The 15,392-nt window shown below is 74.6% G+C and carries 16 protein-coding genes; 6 read left to right on the top strand and 10 right to left on the bottom strand.

The features are described 5' to 3' along the window. Nucleotides 1–153: 153 nt before the first annotated feature. Nucleotides 154–1,302, top strand: coding sequence for an acyl-CoA dehydrogenase family protein (locus ACFV2S_RS23345; RefSeq protein ID WP_385562664.1), 1,149 nt, complete (start codon nucleotides 154–156; stop codon nucleotides 1,300–1,302). Between the two features lie 113 nt (nucleotides 1,303–1,415). Here the strand turns inward: ACFV2S_RS23345 and ACFV2S_RS23340 are convergent, their stop codons facing one another. Both ACFV2S_RS23340 and ACFV2S_RS23335 read right to left on the bottom strand, forming a co-directional pair. Continuing rightward, entirely contained in the window at nucleotides 1,416–2,495 is a 1,080-nt protein-coding gene (locus ACFV2S_RS23340) for a sugar ABC transporter permease (RefSeq protein WP_385562311.1), read from the bottom strand. Continuing rightward, nucleotides 2,492–3,817 (bottom strand): MFS transporter, encoded by a 1,326-nt coding sequence (locus tag ACFV2S_RS23335; protein ID WP_385562661.1) that lies wholly within the window; start codon nucleotides 3,815–3,817, stop codon nucleotides 2,492–2,494. Before ACFV2S_RS23335 ends, ACFV2S_RS23340 begins: the two co-directional genes overlap by 4 nt. 288 nt (nucleotides 3,818–4,105) lie before the next feature. On the opposite strand from ACFV2S_RS23335, the gene ACFV2S_RS23330 reads away from it, so the two are divergent. Together ACFV2S_RS23330 and ACFV2S_RS23325 are read left to right on the top strand one after the other, a co-directional pair. Next, complete coding sequence (locus tag ACFV2S_RS23330; protein ID WP_385562308.1) at nucleotides 4,106–4,873, top strand: hypothetical protein; 768 nt, start codon at nucleotides 4,106–4,108, stop codon at nucleotides 4,871–4,873. A 135-nt stretch (nucleotides 4,874–5,008) separates the two neighbouring features. Continuing rightward, nucleotides 5,009–5,713 carry a sigma-70 family RNA polymerase sigma factor gene (locus tag ACFV2S_RS23325; RefSeq protein WP_385562305.1) on the top strand — a complete coding sequence of 235 codons (705 nt, stop codon included), beginning with the start codon at nucleotides 5,009–5,011 and terminating at the stop codon, nucleotides 5,711–5,713. Nucleotides 5,714–5,781: 68 nt separating this feature from the next. Here ACFV2S_RS23325 and ACFV2S_RS23320 read toward each other — a convergent pair whose 3' ends face one another. Together ACFV2S_RS23320 and ACFV2S_RS23315 are read right to left on the bottom strand one after the other, a co-directional pair. After that, nucleotides 5,782–7,029, bottom strand: a complete 1,248-nt coding sequence (locus ACFV2S_RS23320; RefSeq protein WP_385562301.1) for a serine hydrolase domain-containing protein — start codon at nucleotides 7,027–7,029, stop codon at nucleotides 5,782–5,784. A 133-nt stretch (nucleotides 7,030–7,162) separates the two neighbouring features. Next, on the bottom strand, nucleotides 7,163–8,662 hold the full coding sequence (locus tag ACFV2S_RS23315) for an MFS transporter (RefSeq protein ID WP_385562297.1): 1,500 nt from the start codon (nucleotides 8,660–8,662) through the stop codon (nucleotides 7,163–7,165). A 216-nt stretch (nucleotides 8,663–8,878) separates the two neighbouring features. Here ACFV2S_RS23315 and ACFV2S_RS23310 point away from each other — a divergent pair, with 216 nt between their 5' ends. Then, entirely contained in the window at nucleotides 8,879–9,607 is a 729-nt protein-coding gene (locus tag ACFV2S_RS23310; protein WP_383796367.1) for a TetR/AcrR family transcriptional regulator C-terminal domain-containing protein, read from the top strand. On the opposite strand, the gene ACFV2S_RS23305 is transcribed toward ACFV2S_RS23310, so the two are convergent. The 6 genes from ACFV2S_RS23305 to ACFV2S_RS23280 form a co-directional block, all read right to left on the bottom strand. Continuing rightward, nucleotides 9,556–10,944: an MFS transporter gene (locus ACFV2S_RS23305; RefSeq protein WP_385562294.1), complete on the bottom strand. Its 1,389-nt coding sequence runs from the start codon at nucleotides 10,942–10,944 to the stop codon at nucleotides 9,556–9,558. The two genes, ACFV2S_RS23310 and ACFV2S_RS23305, sit on opposite strands and share 52 nt — an antisense overlap. 81 nt (nucleotides 10,945–11,025) lie before the next feature. Then, on the bottom strand, nucleotides 11,026–11,391 hold the full coding sequence (locus ACFV2S_RS23300; RefSeq protein ID WP_385562291.1) for an ArsR/SmtB family transcription factor: 366 nt from the start codon (nucleotides 11,389–11,391) through the stop codon (nucleotides 11,026–11,028). 43 nt (nucleotides 11,392–11,434) lie between these two features. Continuing rightward, nucleotides 11,435–11,641, bottom strand: coding sequence for a cold-shock protein (locus tag ACFV2S_RS23295; protein WP_385562289.1), 207 nt, complete (start codon nucleotides 11,639–11,641; stop codon nucleotides 11,435–11,437). 200 nt (nucleotides 11,642–11,841) lie between these two features. Continuing rightward, entirely contained in the window at nucleotides 11,842–12,573 is a 732-nt protein-coding gene (locus ACFV2S_RS23290; protein ID WP_385562286.1) for a DJ-1/PfpI family protein, read from the bottom strand. Nucleotides 12,574–12,840: 267 nt separating this feature from the next. Beyond that, nucleotides 12,841–13,434 carry a TetR family transcriptional regulator gene (locus ACFV2S_RS23285; protein ID WP_385562283.1) on the bottom strand — a complete coding sequence of 198 codons (594 nt, stop codon included), beginning with the start codon at nucleotides 13,432–13,434 and terminating at the stop codon, nucleotides 12,841–12,843. Between the two features lie 12 nt (nucleotides 13,435–13,446). After that, entirely contained in the window at nucleotides 13,447–13,773 is a 327-nt protein-coding gene (locus ACFV2S_RS23280; protein WP_385562658.1) for an AfsA-related hotdog domain-containing protein, read from the bottom strand. 132 nt (nucleotides 13,774–13,905) lie between these two features. Here ACFV2S_RS23280 and ACFV2S_RS23275 point away from each other — a divergent pair, with 132 nt between their 5' ends. Further along, a complete protein-coding gene (locus tag ACFV2S_RS23275; protein ID WP_383796355.1) occupies nucleotides 13,906–14,562 on the top strand; it encodes a ScbR family autoregulator-binding transcription factor in 657 nt (218 codons plus the stop codon). Nucleotides 14,563–14,712: 150 nt separating this feature from the next. After that, a partial coding sequence (locus ACFV2S_RS23270; protein ID WP_385562279.1) for an acyl-CoA dehydrogenase family protein occupies nucleotides 14,713–15,392 on the top strand: 680 nt, incomplete at its 3' end.

The raw sequence follows: 15,392 nt of genomic DNA, 5'->3' as shown, positions 1-15,392 counted from the left end.
CTCGTCGCGCGGCGGTGGCCGGCGCTGTGGGTCCGTACGGAGCGGGGGAACCGCCGGGCCGGTCCACCCGACCCCTTCCCCGGGCAGACAGTCGGACGGGTGTTCTGCCGAGTTCCCGGAGCGGGCCGAGGAGAGCGGAGTGGAGACGTGAGCATGGACGGCGGCGCGGAGGAACGGCGCGCGTTGGTGGCGGAGTTCGTACGGGAACGGGTGATCCCGTACGAGCCGGAGCTCGACGCGGGCGGTCCGGGCGCCGCGGCGGTACGGAGCCGGCTGCGCGCGGAGGCGAGGGAACGCGGCCTCTGGGCCCTCCCGTTGCCCGCGGAGCTGGGCGGCGGCGGCCTGCCCCTCACCGCGTACGCCCCGGTGGCGGAGGCCGAGGGCGCCAGCGACCACGGCCCGGCCGCCCTGGGGTCGGCCACGCTGCTCGACGTGACGATGCTGGCGCGGCACGGCTCGCCCGCCGTGCGGGAGGAGGTCCTCGGGCGCCTGGTCTCCGGTGGGCTGCGGACCTGTTACGCGATGACGGAGCCGGACACCCCGGGGAGCGAGCCCGTGCTCACCGCCACCCGGGCGGACCGGCGGCCGGGCGGCGTCTGGAGCGTGACGGGGCGGAAGTGGTTCGTCTCGGGCGCGGGCGACGCGGACCTGGTGACGGTGCTCGCGCGGACGAGCGGGGCTCCCGGCGACCGGGACGGTCTGTCGCTGCTGCTGGTGCCCACGTCCGCGCCCGGGTTCCGGGTCGTGCGCGAGCTGCCCGTGCTCGGCGCCGGCGGGCAGTACGAGATCGCGTTCGACGGGGTCGTCGTCCCCGGGGACCATCTCGTCGGGGAACCGGGCCGGGCCCTCGCCGTCGCCGGGGAGCGACTCCAACTGGGCCGCACACTGCGGGCGTTGCGCTGGATCGGACAGGCCCAGCGCGCTTTCGACCTGATGTGCGCGCGGGCGCGGGCCCGCGCGGGGGTGCGGGGCCCGCTCGCCGATCAACCCCTGGTCCAGCAGCACGTGTTCGAGGCCCTGCTCGCCCTGCGGACGACCCGCCCCCTCGTGTACGAGGCGATGGACCTGGTCGCCTCGGGCCGGGACGCGCACGTAGAGGCGGGGCTCGCGAAGACCGCCGCCGCCCGGACCCTGCAGTCGGTGGCGGACCGCGCCGTCCAGGTCCACGGCGCGGCGGGGCTCGGCCCCGACACGGCGCTGCCCGCGCTGCTGCGCACGGGCCGGACGGCCCGCGTGCTCGACGGCCCCGACGAGCTGCACGTCATGTCGGTCGCCCGGCGCGTCCTGCGCGCGCACGGCTGACCCGGGAGCCGGACGCGCCTCCTGGACGCACGGCCGACCCGGGAGCCGGACCGCCTCCTGCGCGCACAGCCGGCCCGGGAGCCGGAAGGCCGTACGGGTCGGCCGGTCCGGTCCTACACCTGCCGGAGGTCCACCCGGCCGAGCAGGGCGCCGAGGCCGAGGGCCAGGAAGAAGTCGCCCCAGACGAGGGCGTGCCGGACGGCCGTGCCCGAGGCCGCGTCGTAGCAGCCGTCCCGCAGCAGCCCGGCCGGGTGCGCCGCGCCCGGCGGGGCGAGGTGCGTCCGGGTCAGGTGCCGCAGGACGTCCTCGGCGCGCCCGCGGTACGCGGCGGCCGCCGGTCCCGGCAGCAGCGCCAGCTTCAGCAGGGCGACCGCGCCGATGGCGGCGGCGGAGGTGTCGAGGGGCCCGTCCGGGTGGCGGGCGCGGGCCGGCGGGACGAGAGTGCCGTGCAGGAACTCTCCCTTGGCCAGAAGCAGTTCGGCCGCACCGTACAGCCTCTCCGGTCGCCAGACGGCACTCCCCGCGCGGAGCAGCGCGTCGGCGACGGCCAGCAGCAGCCACGCCTCGCCCCGGGTCCACCCGGGCTCCGGCTCGGGGCAGGCGCGCCAGCCGGAGCCGTCCGCGAACTCCCATGCGGGGAGCGGGCGTTCGAATGTGCCGTCACCCAGGCACAGGTCGAGGTGCCGGTGGAGGTGGCCGGCCGCCGCCGCTTCACCGTCCGCCCCCGCGGAGGCGAGCAGGGGGACGAGCCCGGGGACGCCGTCCGCGCGGGCCCGTGACCGGGGGCCGCCGAGCGCCGCTCCCCACGGGACGAGACCGAGGCGCCGGTCGAAGGCGGCGAGGGCGGACCGGGCGGACCGTTCCCGCAGGAGCCCGGCTTCCGCGCCGCCGAGCGCCGTTCCGTACCAGAGGATCAGGCCCCGGGTCGCGGTGTCCGCCTCCGCCCAGGGCGCGAGCCGGGCGGTGCACGCGTCGGCGACCGCGCGATCGGCGGGACCGCCCGTGCGCAGCGCGCGCAGCCGCAGCAGCCCGGCCCAGAACCCGCCGGTCCAGGACCCCCGCCCGGTCGTGGTCCAGCGCCCTTCGACGGGATCCGCGTACAGCGGGAACCGGTCCCCCACCTGCCGGGCCGTCTCGCCGACCCCCTGGAACACCACGTCCGACGCCGCTTCCGCCCAGCCGGGTCCGCTCATCGCGCGGCGCCCCCCTTCCGCTTCCGGCGGTCGCCGGCCGCCCAGGTCAGGGCGACCGCTCCGGCCAGGGCGAACTCGGCGGCCACCAGGCCCCAGCCGGTCCCGTAGCGGCCGCTCTCCGCGAGCCGCCCGAAGAGCGGGGGCCCGAGGGCGAACCCGGCGAAGAACCCGGCGGCCACCCGGGCCGAGTCCCGCCCGGCACGGCCCGGCGCGGAGCGCTGCATGACGAGCACCATGGAGACGGCGTTGCCGGACACCGCGAAGACGCCCACCGCCACCGCGCCCGCCCAGACCAGCGGTTCCGCGTACGGGGCGGCGACCAGGAGCGCCGCCGCGCCGACCGCGCCGACCGCGAGCCCGCCCGGCAGCCACTCGGCGCGGCCGGGCACGGCCGCCCGCGACCACCCGACGCGTCCCGCGATGCCCGCGACGCCGAGCACGGCGATCAGCGCGCCCGCCACCGCCGTCCCCATGCCGAGGCGCTGGACGCCGAACAGCACGAGGTACGTGTTCACGGACGCGATCCCGGCGCCCAGGAAGAGCGAGAACCCGGCCAGCCAGACCACGGGCCCGCCGAACGGAAGGGACCCGCCGGACGTCCCGGAGCCACCGGACCGCCAGGAGCCACCGACCGGGCCGGAGCCACCGACCGGGCCGGAGCCACCGACCGGGCCGGAGCCGCCGGACCTCCCGGACCCGCCGGGCACGGCCGCCCGCTCACCGGCCCGGCCCGGCCACGGGCCGGCCCCGCTCCGCCCGTTCACGCCCGCGGACGCACGGTCCGCGGACGCACGGTCCACGGGCGGATCGAGATCTGCCGGCAGCGACCGCCAGGCCCACAGCGCCGCCAGGAGTGCCGCGCCGGCCGCCGTCCCGACCGCGCCCCGCCAGCCGACGAGACCGGCCGCCGTGGCGAGCGGCAGTCCGGCGGCGAAGGCTCCGAGCTGCACGCCGGACTGCTTCGTCCCCGTCACCGCTCCCCTCCGCGCCGCGGGCACGGCGGCCAGGATCGCCTTGTTGGTCGCCGGATTGGCGAGGGCCTGCGGCACTCCGCCGAGAGCGACGGCGGCGAGCAGCAGGCCCACCCCGGGGGCGGCGGCGACGAGTCCGAGCGCCGCGGCCGAGAGCACGAGCAGGGCGACCAGGGAGCGGCGCGGACCGGCCCGGTCGACGATCCGGCCGCCGAGGGGCGAGAGTACCGCCGCGGTGCCGAAGCCGACGGTCGTCGTCAGGCCCAACTCGGTCTCGGTGACGCCGAGTCGGTCGATCAGCCGGGGCCCGAGCGCGCCCAGCAGGAAGAGCTGCATCATCGAGAAGGCCATCGCGGTCGTGAGCAGCGCGGTCAGGCGCCGACCGGGCCGTCCGCGCCCGGGCGACACCCCCGTCGCCGTTCTCTCGGTCCTCACGAGCCTCCCCCTCCGGCGACGGCCGGGCCCGGACGCGTCGGCCGTCGACCGGAGAAGTCGGCCCGGACGGCACGGGAGTTCCCGGGGCGGTCTTGTGGGACGCACCACATCTCGCGTAGGCATGTGCCGGACAGGTCGAGGGGGCGGCCACGGTGGCGACGCCCGCCCGTACGCCTCCGAAAGGGGTGCAAGGATGGGCGCGCCATGACACCAGGCCGATGTTCCCGAGCCGTGCGCGCCGCGATGTTCGCGGCCGTCTGCGTGCTGCTCGCGGCCACCGGCCACATCCTCATGTCGGGCCACGCCGTGCCCGGCCCGACGCTCGGGGCGGCCCTCGCCGGGACGGCGCTGGCCGGGTGGCTCCTGGGCGGGCGTGAGCGCGGGCTCCTGGCCGTCACCTCCGCCGCCGTCGCCTTCCAGTCCGTGCTGCACCTGGCCTTCTCCTGGTCGCAGTCGGCGGCCGGGGCGCTCCCGGCCGACCGTGCGGGCGCGGACCACGGCGGCATGGTCATGGACCACATGACGATGAATCACATGCCGCCCAGTCACATGGACATGGGGCACATGGGCATGGGGCACACCGGCATGGGGCACACCGGCATGACCTCCACGGTCATGGAGCACCTGGCCGCGGCGCCCTCCCCCGCCCCGTCCGCCGGGCACGACATGACGGACATGACGTCCTCGGCCGGCATGCTCGCCGCCCACCTCCTCGCCGCGCTGCTCAGCGGCCTCTGGCTCGCGTACGGCGAGCGGGCCGCGTTCCGCGTGCTGCGCGCCGCCCCCGCCCGGCTCCTGCGGCCCCTCGGGCTGCTCGGACTGCTCGGGCTGCTCCTGGCGGTGCCGCCCGCGGCCGTGGACCGGCCGCGGATCCGCCGCGCGCGGCCCGGTGACGGGCGGGTCCCCCGGCGCCTCCTCCTCGCTCGCGCACTGCTCACGAGAGGGCCTCCCCGGGCGATCGCTGTCCTCTGACAGCCGGATCCCCGGGGGCGACGGACGCCCATGCGCCGCGCCCCGGGCATCGGCCCGCCGTACGGCGGGCCGTACGACTCACCGGCGGCGCCCGAACCGCGCGCCGGACCCCTCTTGCCCTAAGGACCCGTGGCGATGACCCCTGCCCTGCACACCTCCACCCACCCCCCGCTTGTGAACGCGCGCACAAGCTCTCCGCGCACCCCGGCCTCGGCGGAGAACGACGCGGCGACCACCCGTCTCGCGCTGGCCGCCCGGGACGGCGGCCCCTCCCAGGCCGACCTCTTCGTACGGGCCCTGCACCGGGACGTGTGGCGGTACGTGGCGTACCTCAGCGCCGACCGGCAGGCCGCCGACGACCTCACGCAGGAGGTCTTCCTGCGGGCGCTCACCGCGCTGCCCCGTTTCGAGGCGCGCTCCTCCGCGCGGACCTGGCTGCTCTCCATCGCCCGCCGTACGGTCGTGGACAGCCTGCGGCGCGCGGCGGCCCGGCCCCGCCTCGCCGACCAGGACGACTGGCAGGCGGCGGCCGAGCGGGCGCAGCCGCGCGGGCTCCCCGGGTTCGAGGACGGCATCGCCCTCGCGGAGCTCCTGGCGTCGATCCCGGCCGAGCGCCGGGAGGCCTTCGTCCTGACCCAGCTCCTGGGCCTGTCCTACGCAGAGGCCGCCGAGACGGCCGGATGTCCGGTCGGCACGATACGGTCCCGGGTCGCCCGGGCCCGCGCCTCCCTCGTCGCGCTCCTGACCGCGGGCGAGGAGCGGGATCCGGTCGTACCGGCCGGGGAGGACGCTCCCGTACGGCGGGGGCAGCCGTCCCGCGGGCTGCCGGTCCTCGCCTGATCGGGGGTAGGCCCTGATGCCGCCGACCGGCGGCACCAGGGCCTCCCTGACACCTTCCTGACGGCAAATCAGGTGATGGCGAGCGGGTCGTTCGGCGCGAGCGCGGCCGCGATGCGCTGGGCGACCACCTCGGCCGTGTTGCCGTCGGGGGTCGTCGCGGTCTTCGTCGAGGAGACCGCGATGGCGAGCCGCTTCGACGGGAGGTACGCCTGGATCGCCGCGTACCCGGAGAACGAGGGGTTCTGCAGGACCCAGCCGTTGACGACGATGACGCCGATGCCGAAGTGCTTGGCCTCGGTCTGCTTCAGGCAGATCGAGGCCGGGCAGGTGGGGCTCGCGCCGCCGAGGCCGACGGTGCCCGGGTTCAGCAGCGTGCGGTACGAGCGCGGCGAGAGGAGTTCGCCGCTGCCGATCGCCCGCGCCGAGGTGGCCAGGTCGCAGATGTCGGTGGTGATGACCGCGCCGGGCGCGGTGGTCCACGAGGGGTTCCAGAAGGTGGACTCCTCGTAGAGGCCGCGGTCCGAGGTGAAGGCGTGCAGGACCGGGCGCGGGATGTCCGGGGTGAAGTTGTTCCGGGTGTTCCGCAGCCCGAGGGGGCCGGTGACCCGCTCCCTCACCAGCCGGTCGATCCGAGTGCCGGTGATCTTCTCCAGGGCCTCGACGAGGAGGATGTAGTTGGCGTGGGAGTAGCTCCAGCTGGTGCCCGGCTCGTACCAGAAGGAGTGGCCGTACGGGTAGGCGAGGAGCTGCTCCGGGGTCCACTGGCGGAACGGGTGCGCCTCCAGCTCGGCGCCGAAGGCCGGGTCGGTGACGTAGTCGTGGAGGCCGGTCGTGTTGGTGGCCAGCATCCGCAGGGTGATGAGGTGCGCCTCGGGCACGTCGGGGAGCCACTGGTCCACGGTGGCGTCGAGGTCGACGGTGCCGTCCTCGACCAGCTGGAGGAGGAGCGTGCCGATGTGGGCGAAGGCCACGGATCCGGCCCGGAAGTGCATGTCGGGCTCGGCGGGAACGCCGGTCATGGACTCGCCGAGCGCGTCGGTGAGGACCTCGCGTCCGTCGAGGGTGACCTTCACCTCGACGGAGTTGAGGTGAAGGTCGTCCTTGGCCCTGCGGGTGATGTCCAGGATCCTGCGGGCCTTGCCGTCCAGCGGCCGCTCGGTGCGCACGCAGTCGGGCCCGCCGGGTCCGCCGGGGCCCTCGGGGCCCTGGGCGAGCACGGGAGCGGCGGCGCCGGCCTGGACGGTGAGGGCGAGGAGGGCGGCACAGAGGAGGGCCCTGCGGGACCGGGCCCGGGTCCGGGTGGGGGTCGGTGTCATGCCCGCACTATGTCGGGAGGAACCATCACGGTCCGGCTGAACACTCCACACTCGGGACGAACGGCATCCATGTGGGGCAGACGGAAGAGCCGGTGCCCAGGGGCACCGGCTCTTGCGCGGGGGCGCGGGAGTGTCAGGCGGCGAGCTCCTTCTCCGCGTCGGCGGCGGGGGCCGGGGCGGCCTTGCCGTCGCGCATCACCAGGGTGGCGAGGACGGCGGCCGCGAGGACACCGGCCGCGCTGATGGTGAAGGTGGTGGACATCGAGGTGGTGAAGGCCTCGCGGGCCGCGGCGACCAGTCCGGCGTCGCCCTGCGCCACGGCGAGTGCGCCGCCGATGGACTGCTTGGCCTGCTCGGGGGCGTCGGCCGGCATCTCGGAGGAGTAGGTGCTGGTGAGGAGCGAGCCGAGGATGGCGATGCCGAGGGCGGTTCCGGCCTGCTGGATGGTGTCGTTGAGGGCGGAGCCGACGCCCGCCTTCTCCTCGGGGATCGTGCTCATCAGGGCGCCGACGGCGGCCGGCATCGCAAGGCCGGCGCCGAGGCCGAGGAGGCCGAGGGCGACGGCCGGGACGGTGAAGCCGGACCGGGCGTCGACGGTGGTGAGCAGGGCGAAGGAGGCGGCCATGACGAGCATGCCGGCGAGGATCAGGATCCGGTGGCCGGTCTTCGCGGCGAGTCCGGCACCCGCGCCGTTGCCGATGAGGGCGGCGACGGCGAGCGGGACGAAGGCGAGACCGGCCTTGACGGGCGAGTAGCCGAGGACGAACTGCAGGTACTGGGTGAGGACGAGGAGCAGTCCGCCGTTGCCGATCTGCACGAGGGTCAGGGACAGCGAACCGCCGCTGAAGTTGCGGTGCTTGAAGAGGACCAGCGGGACCATCGGCGCGGGGGTGACGTTCTCCCAGATCACGAATCCGCCGAGGGTGACGACGGCGACGGCGAGGGTGACGAGCGAGCGGCCCTCGAAGGCGCCGTGCTGCGGGATCTCGATGATCCACCAGATCAGCGCCGTCATGCCGACGGCGGAGAGGATCGCGCCGAGCGGGTCGGGCTTCTGCCAGGGGCCCTTGGACTCGGGCATCAGGGTGAGGGCGGCGAGGACGGCGAGCGCGACGACCGGGGCGTTGATGAAGAAGATCGAGTGCCAGGAGAAGTGGTCGATCAGGACGCCGCCGAGGACCGGACTGCCGACGAGACCCAGCATGGACACCGAGCCCCAGGCGGCCATGGCGCGGGGACGCTCGTCCTCGTCGAAGACGGTGATGAGGATGGAGAGCGTGGAGGGCATGATCAGCGCGCCGCCGACGCCCATGGTGATGCGGGCGGCGATGACCTCGCCCGGGGTGGTGCAGACGGTGGCGGCGAGCGAGGCCGCGCCGAACAGCAGCAGGCCGAGGACCATGACCTTCCGGCGGCCGAAGCGGTCACCGAGGCTTCCCGAGGTGAGCAGGAGTCCCGCGAAGACCAGGATGTAGGAGTCCAGGATCCACTGGATGTCCTGGGCGCCCGCGCCGATGTCCTCGGTCATGGACGGCACGGCGACGGTGAGCGCCATGCTGTCGACGACCAGGACCAGGGTGCTGAGGCAGAGCACGACCAAGATCCACCAGCGGCGTGGGTTGCGGGTTTCCATCGGGAGTTCCCCCTCGGGTCTCGTTCGCTCCCCTTGGAGCGCCCTTCGATGCGAACACTGTACGCAGCTGCGCACAGTGTTCGCAAGACCGGAGACCTGTACGCTGAATGCGCACGTTGTACGCAGAGCAGTGCACCCACCCAGAGACCCGTCGGCAGTGGCCCCGTACGCGACGCACCCGTACGCGGCGAACGCCGTACGCAGTGAAGGAGGACCATGGCCGCCGCCAAGGCGAACCCCGTCGCGTCCGTGTGGGCCCGCGAGCGGTCCGCCCCCGACCAGCCCGCGCTCAGCCGGGCCTCGATCGTCCGCGAGGCGGTCGCCATGCTCGACGCCGACGGCATCGAGGCGCTCAGCATGCGCAAGCTCGGCGCCCGCCTGAACGCGGGCGCGACCTCCCTCTACCGCCACGTCGCCACCAAGGACGAGCTGATGGAGCTCGCCGTGGACGAGGTCGCCGGCGAGATCGCCGTGCCGGCCGCGGGCGGCCCCTGGCGGGCCGCCGCCACCGAGGCCGCCGGGTCCTTCCGCGCGACGGCCCTGCGCCACCCCTGGCTCTCCTCGACCCTCGGGCAGGCGGGACTCGCCTATCTGGGCCCCAACCTGATGGCGTACTCGGAGCGGCTCGCGGCCCTGTTCACGGCGGCCGGCTTCCCCGAGCCGAGCCGCGCGATCGACACCCTCCTGTCGTACGTCATCGGCATGAGCACCACGGAGGCCGCCTGGCTCGGCACGGTGGCCCGCTCCGGGGAGACCGAGGCCGGGTTCATCGCCCGCCTCATGCCCGCCGCCCAGCAGGCGGCGGCCGGCCACGACCACCTCGCCGAGGCGTACGCCGACGCCGCGACGCGCTCGGAGACCGACCCCGTCGCCCTCCGGGACGCCAAGTTCGCCTACGGCCTCGAGGTGGTCCTGGACGGCCTGGAGATGCGGCTCCCGCGCTGACCCGACGCGGCCGGCCACCGCCGGTGCAGCGCGTCGATGTGGAACGCGTGCGCGTGGTGGCCGCCCGCACCGGCCAGGTGCGGGTGCCCGGCCGGGAGTTCGGGGTGGACGTGCTCCAGCTCGGCCGGATCCACGCGCGGCCAGAGGCGCGCCGCGGCCACGGCCCCGAGGAGCGCGAGGGCGGCGAGCACGGCCGCCGAGACGGCGGGACCCGCTCCGGCGGCGAGCACGCCGGCGAGCGGATAGGTGAGCAGCCAGCAGGCGTGCGAGAGGGAGAACCGGGCCGCGAAGGCGGCCGGCAGGTCGGCCCCGTCGGCCGAGCGCCGCACCACCCGGCCGCCGGGGGTGAGGACCGCCGACCCCGCGGCCCCGAGAACCAGCCACACCGCGAGCAGCGCGGGCCAGGACCCGGCGTCCGGCACGACGGTGAGTCCGAGGGCGAGCAGCGCGAGGGCTCCGGGCAGGACGAACGCCGCCCGCACCATGACGGCGCGGTCGTCCGCCCGGCCCAGGACGCGCGGCAGCAGCAGCGCCACGGCCATCGACCCCGCCCCGTAGGCGCAGAGCGCGAGCGGGACGTCGCCGGCGGAGCGGCCGAGGGTGTCGCGGACCAGGAGCACGGTGTCGACGAGGACCACGGCTCCGGCGGCCGCGACGGCGAGGTCGAGCGCGAGGAGCGCGCGCAGCCGGGGGGTGGCGAGCACCAGCCGCGCCCCGAGGGCCACCCTGGCGTAGAGCCGGCGCGCGGGCGCGCCACCCGGCCCGGGAGGCCCCGGCAGGGTCGTCGTGCGGACGAGGAGCGCCGAGGCGAGGAAGCCGGCGGCGGTCCCGGCGAAGAGCCAGGAGTACGGGACGAGGGCGAGCAGGGCGGCGGCGAGCACGGGGCTGGCCAGGTTCTCCAGGTCGTAGGCGAGCCGGGAGAGCGAGAGGGCCTCCGTGTAGGCGCGCTCCTCCGGCAGGATCTGCGGGATCGTCGCCTGGAAGGCCGGGGTGAAGACGGCGGAGGCGGCCTGGAGCAGGAGGATCAGGACGTACACCTGCCAGACGCGGGTCACGAACGGCAGGGCGAGCACCACCGTCGCCCGCGCGAGGTCCGTCGAGACGAGCAGCGCCCGCCGGGGCACGCGGTCGGCGAGCGCTCCGGCGAGCGGGGCGATCGTCACGTACGCGGCCATCTTGAGCGCGAGCGCGGTGCCGAGCACGGCGGCGGCGTCCGCCCCCGCCAGGTCGTACGCGAGGAGGCTCAGGGCGACGGTCGCCAGGCCGGTGCCCGCGAGGGCGACGACCTGCGCGGCGAACAGGCGCCGGTAGGTGCGGTTGCGCAGGACGGACAGCATGGGGGCGCCCCCGGTCGGCCACGGCGGACGGCTGAGGTCTCCACCGTAGCCGACGCGTGCACGAGTGCGCACATGTTGACGTCAGTCGTGCCAGGGTTCTCCGGTCACCTGGTGGTCGGCCCGGCTGACCGCCTCGACCACCAGGCGCTTCAGATGCCCGTCCGGCATCGCGTACACGACCCGGCGGCCGTCCTTGCGGGTCGTGACGAGCCCGCCGAGGCGCAGCTTGGCGAGGTGCTGGCTGACGGCGGGGCGCGCGGCCCCGCACGCCTCGGTCAGGGCGGTGACATCGGCCTCGCCCCGGGTGAGCAGCCACACCAGGTGGAGCCGGGTGGGATCGGAGAGCAGCCCGAACACCTCGGCCGCCGCCGCGAGTTCGCGCGCTCCCGGCGTCCGTTCGTGCGGGCGGGCGGCGGAGTCGGGCGCTACGGGCTCGGGCACTGGCATGCGCCCACCGTACCCAGGGGGCGCGGGCGGGCCCGGGCCCGCGTCAGAGGCGGATCTCCCTGGCCTCGAAGCGGCCGTCGCCGAGGACGAGGACGAAGGAGACCTGCTGCCCCTCGGAGACCGTCCGCTCGGCACCCTCGATGTCCTCGGCGCTGAAGTACACCTGCTCCTCGGAGCCCACGGGGACGACGAAGCCGTACCCGCCGAGACGGTTGAAGGACTGCACGAACCCCTTGCTTCTACCTTCCACGGCGGCCTCCTCGTCGTCACGGGCGAGGCGGTCGAGGGTGTGCGCGCCTCAGGGGAGATGTACCCCGTCCGCACACCCTTCGCCACCGACGGCGTCCGGGCGAACCACTCCCGATGATCTCGTAGAATATTCAACAGAGGCCCGCTGCCGGAGATCCCCCGTGTCCGACAGCGGGCCTCACCCTTTCCGGGGCGCCGCCGTCAGCGCCTGCCCGGCCGGACCCAGACCGTGCCCCGCGCCTCGTACTCGAGCATGGCCTCCAGACCGTTCGCCGCGTCGGGTCCGAGCTCCCGGCGGACGAGCCAGAGGGCGAGCTCCAGCCCCGAGGTGACCCCTCCGGCGGTCACCAGATCACCGTCGTCGACCACCCGGGACCCCTTGAGGACACCGCCCTGCGCCTCCAGGTCGGGCCGCGCCTTGTGGTGGGTGGTGCAGGGGCGCCCCCGGGTCAGCCCGGCGGCGGAGAGCAGCATGACGCCGGTGCACATCGCACTGACGGTGAGCCCCGGCCGGACCGCCGCCGCGAGGGCCCGGGGCAGGGTGCCGCGGTCGATCTCGGCCCAGACGCCCGGGCTGTCCCGGCGCGCGTATCCGCCGCCCGGCACGACGAGCAGGTCGGCCTCGTCCGGGGCCCAGGAGTGCTCGACGCGGACCTTCGTCCCGTAGGCGGCGGTGACGGTCCCGGGCCCGCCGGCCGAGACGTACCGGACGTCCACCGGGCGGTCGGTGAAGAACCCGGCGGCCGAGAGCACCTCGTAAGGAGCGGCGAAGTCGAGCTCCTCGACGCCGTCGAAGAGCACGAGGTGGACGCGGAGCGGGCGGCGCGCCGGAGCCGGGGCGGCGTGCGCGGCCCCGCCGGCGGCGGTGACACCCGCGAGCGCGGTGGTGGCGCCGAGGGCGGAGGTGGCGCGGAGCAGGTTGCGGCGGTTCATGGTTCTCCCCCAGGAGGTGGCAGGTCCCGACGTTCTGTGTCGCGTCGAGACAGTCGGCCGCCGCCGCTTCCTGGTTCCCCCCTACCGCCGCTTCGCGCCGCTTCGGTTCACGCCGCGTCCGGTCGCGTCGCGTCGGGTCCGGTCGCGTCACGCCGCGTCCGGTCGCTTGGCGTCGGGTCCGGTCGCGTCCGGTCGCTTCGCGTCGGGTCCGGTCGCTTCGCGTCGGGTCCGGTCGCTTCGCGTCGGGTCCGGTCGCTTCGCGTCGGGTCAGACGCCGCGCGGGTAGGCGATCCGCGCCGTGATCCTGGCGATGCGCCGGGCCGACTCCTCCGGCGGGGCCACCGGCTGCACGATGTGGCTGACGGTGAGACGGACGATCGCCTCGACGGCGAGTCCGCGGGACTCCTCGTCGACGTCGGGCCAGGCCTCGACCGCGTACGCGTCGAGCATCGTCATCGCCGTGCCGAAGACCGGGTCCGGGCGGGTCGTGAGGTAGGCGAGGAGGTCGTCCTCGCCACCGCGCGCCGCGACCAGGACGCTCTTGACGAGGGGATTGTCCACGGCCTGCTGGAGCGTGTAGCCGACGCCCGCGGCGGCCGCGGCCTCCAACTCTCCCCGGTGGGCGTCGAGTTCCCGCTGGATGCCGACGAGGAACCCCTCCAGCTCGCGCTGGATCAGGGCCTTGCCGATGGCCTCCTTCGAGCCGAACTCGTTGTAGAGCGTCTGCCGGCTGATGCCGGCGGCCCGGGCGATGGCGGTCATCCGCAGCCCGCCCCAGCCGTCGGCGGCGACGAGCCGGTAGGCGGCGTCGAGCACCTGCTCGCGCAGGAGGGACCGAACACTCTCGCGGAAACGTGTCATCGTGCTCCCACTTTATCCACGGGGCGATGTCCCGAGGGTCGACGGTCGGGCCCCGATCTCGCGCGCCGACCGGCCCCACATGACGAACTGATCCTCGGCGGGTACCCCGAATCCGGCAGGAGCGGCGAGCATGGTCGTCTGGCGTATCGTCTCGGCCACCGAAACGGGGGCGTGACGGTCCCCTGCCACCGGAGAGAGGAAGGGATGCGCGGCAGGCCGGCGAGCGGAGACGGGAACCGATCGTCCGCCGACCGGGTCCAAACCCGTGGGGATGCCCGCGGTGTCCGCTCGGTGAACGAACCCTCCTGGGACGCAGACGGTCTTCGCGAAGGTTCGGATCCGAGGATCCGCTAGAGTCCCCGCACCCCTGGGCGGCGGGTCCGCCCGGCCTAGAATACGTACAGCCCGGTTTTCTTTTCAATGCTTCACGTGACACCACGAGCACAGACAGCGATACAGCGGGGAGGCGCCTTGGCACAGCAAGCGCGTGCAATCAAGACCCGACGGGCGATCCTGGAGTCGGCCGCGACGGTCTTCGCGGAGCGCGGCTACGAGCGGACGACCATCGGAGAGATCCTGGTGCGCGCCGGGGTGACCAAGGGAGCCCTCTACTTCCACTTCACGTCCAAGGAAGACCTCGCCCTCGGCGTGCTCGACGCCCAGCTGCTGGACGAGCCGATGGCCCCTCAGGCCATCAAGCTCCAGGAGCTCGCGGACCAGGCCTTCCTGCTCGCCCACCGACTGCAGCACGACGCGCTCGTGCGTGCCAGCGTGGCACTGACCCTGGACAGCGGCGCCGTCAGCGTGGACCGCTCGGCACCCTTCCGGGCGTGGACCGATCAGGCGTCGGAGATCCTGACCGTCGCGAAGTCGCGGGGGGAGGTCCTCGTCCACGTGGACGTGACGGACACCGCGGAGCTCTTCGCGGGCGCGTACGCGGGGATCCAGACGATGTCCCAGATCTTCTGCGACCGGAACGATCTCCTCCACCGGGTCGCGGTCCTGCTGCAGTGCCTGCTGCCCAGCATCTGCACGCCGGCCCTGCTGACCGGCCTCGACCTGACCGAGGGTCGCGCCCGGCAGCTCGCCGTGGAGTACGACGCGAGCAAGCTCCGCCACGCGGGCTGATCACCCCGCGCACACCCCCACCGGGAAGAACGACCCACCGGTCCAGAGCGCCCCGACGCAGAACAGCGTCGGGGCGCTCTGGCGTCATGGCACTGAGTGTGTTTTGCTGAGGGTACTCAGTGCCACAAGCGTCTAGGGGAGCTCCACATCATGGGTAAGGACTTCGACCTGTATCGGCCTTCCGAGGAGCACGACATGCTCCGGGAGTCGGTGCGTGCCCTCGCGGAGGCGAAGATCGTTCCGTTCGCGGCGGCGGTGGACGAGGAGGGCCGGTTCCCGCAGGAGGCCCTGGACGCGCTGGTCGCCAACGACCTGCACGCGGTGCACGTCCCCGAGACCTACGGCGGCGCGGGCGCGGACGCCCTCGCCACGGTGATCGTGATCGAGGAGGTCGCCCGCGCGTGCGGCTCGTCCTCGCTGATCCCCGCGGTCAACAAGCTGGGCTCGCTGCCGGTCATCCTGTCCGGCTCGGAGGAGCTGAAGCACAAGTACCTCGGCCCGCTGGCCAAGGGCGACGCGATGTTCTCCTACGCCCTGTCCGAACCCGACGCGGGCTCCGACGCGGCCGGCATGAAGACCCGCGCCGTCCGCGACGGCGACTTCTGGATCCTCAACGGCGTCAAGCGCTGGATCACCAACGCCGGCGTCTCCGAGTACTACACCGTGATGGCCGTCACCGACCCCGACAAGCGGTCCAAGGGCATCAGCGCCTTCGTCGTGGAGAAGTCCGACGAAGGCGTCTCCTTCGGCGCCCCGGAGAAGAAGCTCGGCATCAAGGGCTCCCCCACCCGCGAGGTCTACCTCGACAACGTCCGCATCCCCGCCGACCG

Source organism: Streptomyces sp. NPDC059695, from assembly GCF_042733785.1.
Classification (GTDB): Bacteria; Actinomycetota; Actinomycetes; order Streptomycetales; family Streptomycetaceae; genus Streptomyces.
Note: the sequence above shows the minus strand (reverse complement) of the source record. Positions and strands in the feature narration are given on the sequence as shown.

Excerpts from the sequence above, each read along its gene's own strand:
- ACFV2S_RS23315 (WP_385562297.1), bottom strand. The coding sequence starts at position 8,662 with ATGGAAACCCGCAACCCACGCCGCTGGTGGATCTTGGTCGTGCTCTGC.
- ACFV2S_RS23305 (WP_385562294.1), bottom strand. The coding sequence starts at position 10,944 with ATGCTGTCCGTCCTGCGCAACCGCACCTACCGGCGCCTGTTCGCCGCG.
- ACFV2S_RS23345 (WP_385562664.1), top strand. The coding sequence starts at position 154 with ATGGACGGCGGCGCGGAGGAACGGCGCGCGTTGGTGGCGGAGTTCGTA.
- ACFV2S_RS23335 (WP_385562661.1), bottom strand. The coding sequence starts at position 3,817 with ATGGCCTTCTCGATGATGCAGCTCTTCCTGCTGGGCGCGCTCGGGCCC.
- ACFV2S_RS23325 (WP_385562305.1), top strand. The coding sequence starts at position 5,009 with ATGACCCCTGCCCTGCACACCTCCACCCACCCCCCGCTTGTGAACGCG.
- ACFV2S_RS23285 (WP_385562283.1), bottom strand. The coding sequence starts at position 13,434 with ATGACACGTTTCCGCGAGAGTGTTCGGTCCCTCCTGCGCGAGCAGGTG.
- ACFV2S_RS23300 (WP_385562291.1), bottom strand. The coding sequence starts at position 11,391 with ATGCCAGTGCCCGAGCCCGTAGCGCCCGACTCCGCCGCCCGCCCGCAC.
- ACFV2S_RS23320 (WP_385562301.1), bottom strand. The coding sequence starts at position 7,029 with ATGACACCGACCCCCACCCGGACCCGGGCCCGGTCCCGCAGGGCCCTC.
- ACFV2S_RS23310 (WP_383796367.1), top strand. The coding sequence starts at position 8,879 with ATGGCCGCCGCCAAGGCGAACCCCGTCGCGTCCGTGTGGGCCCGCGAG.
- ACFV2S_RS23330 (WP_385562308.1), top strand. The coding sequence starts at position 4,106 with ATGACACCAGGCCGATGTTCCCGAGCCGTGCGCGCCGCGATGTTCGCG.
- ACFV2S_RS23340 (WP_385562311.1), bottom strand. The coding sequence starts at position 2,495 with ATGAGCGGACCCGGCTGGGCGGAAGCGGCGTCGGACGTGGTGTTCCAG.
- ACFV2S_RS23290 (WP_385562286.1), bottom strand. The coding sequence starts at position 12,573 with ATGAACCGCCGCAACCTGCTCCGCGCCACCTCCGCCCTCGGCGCCACC.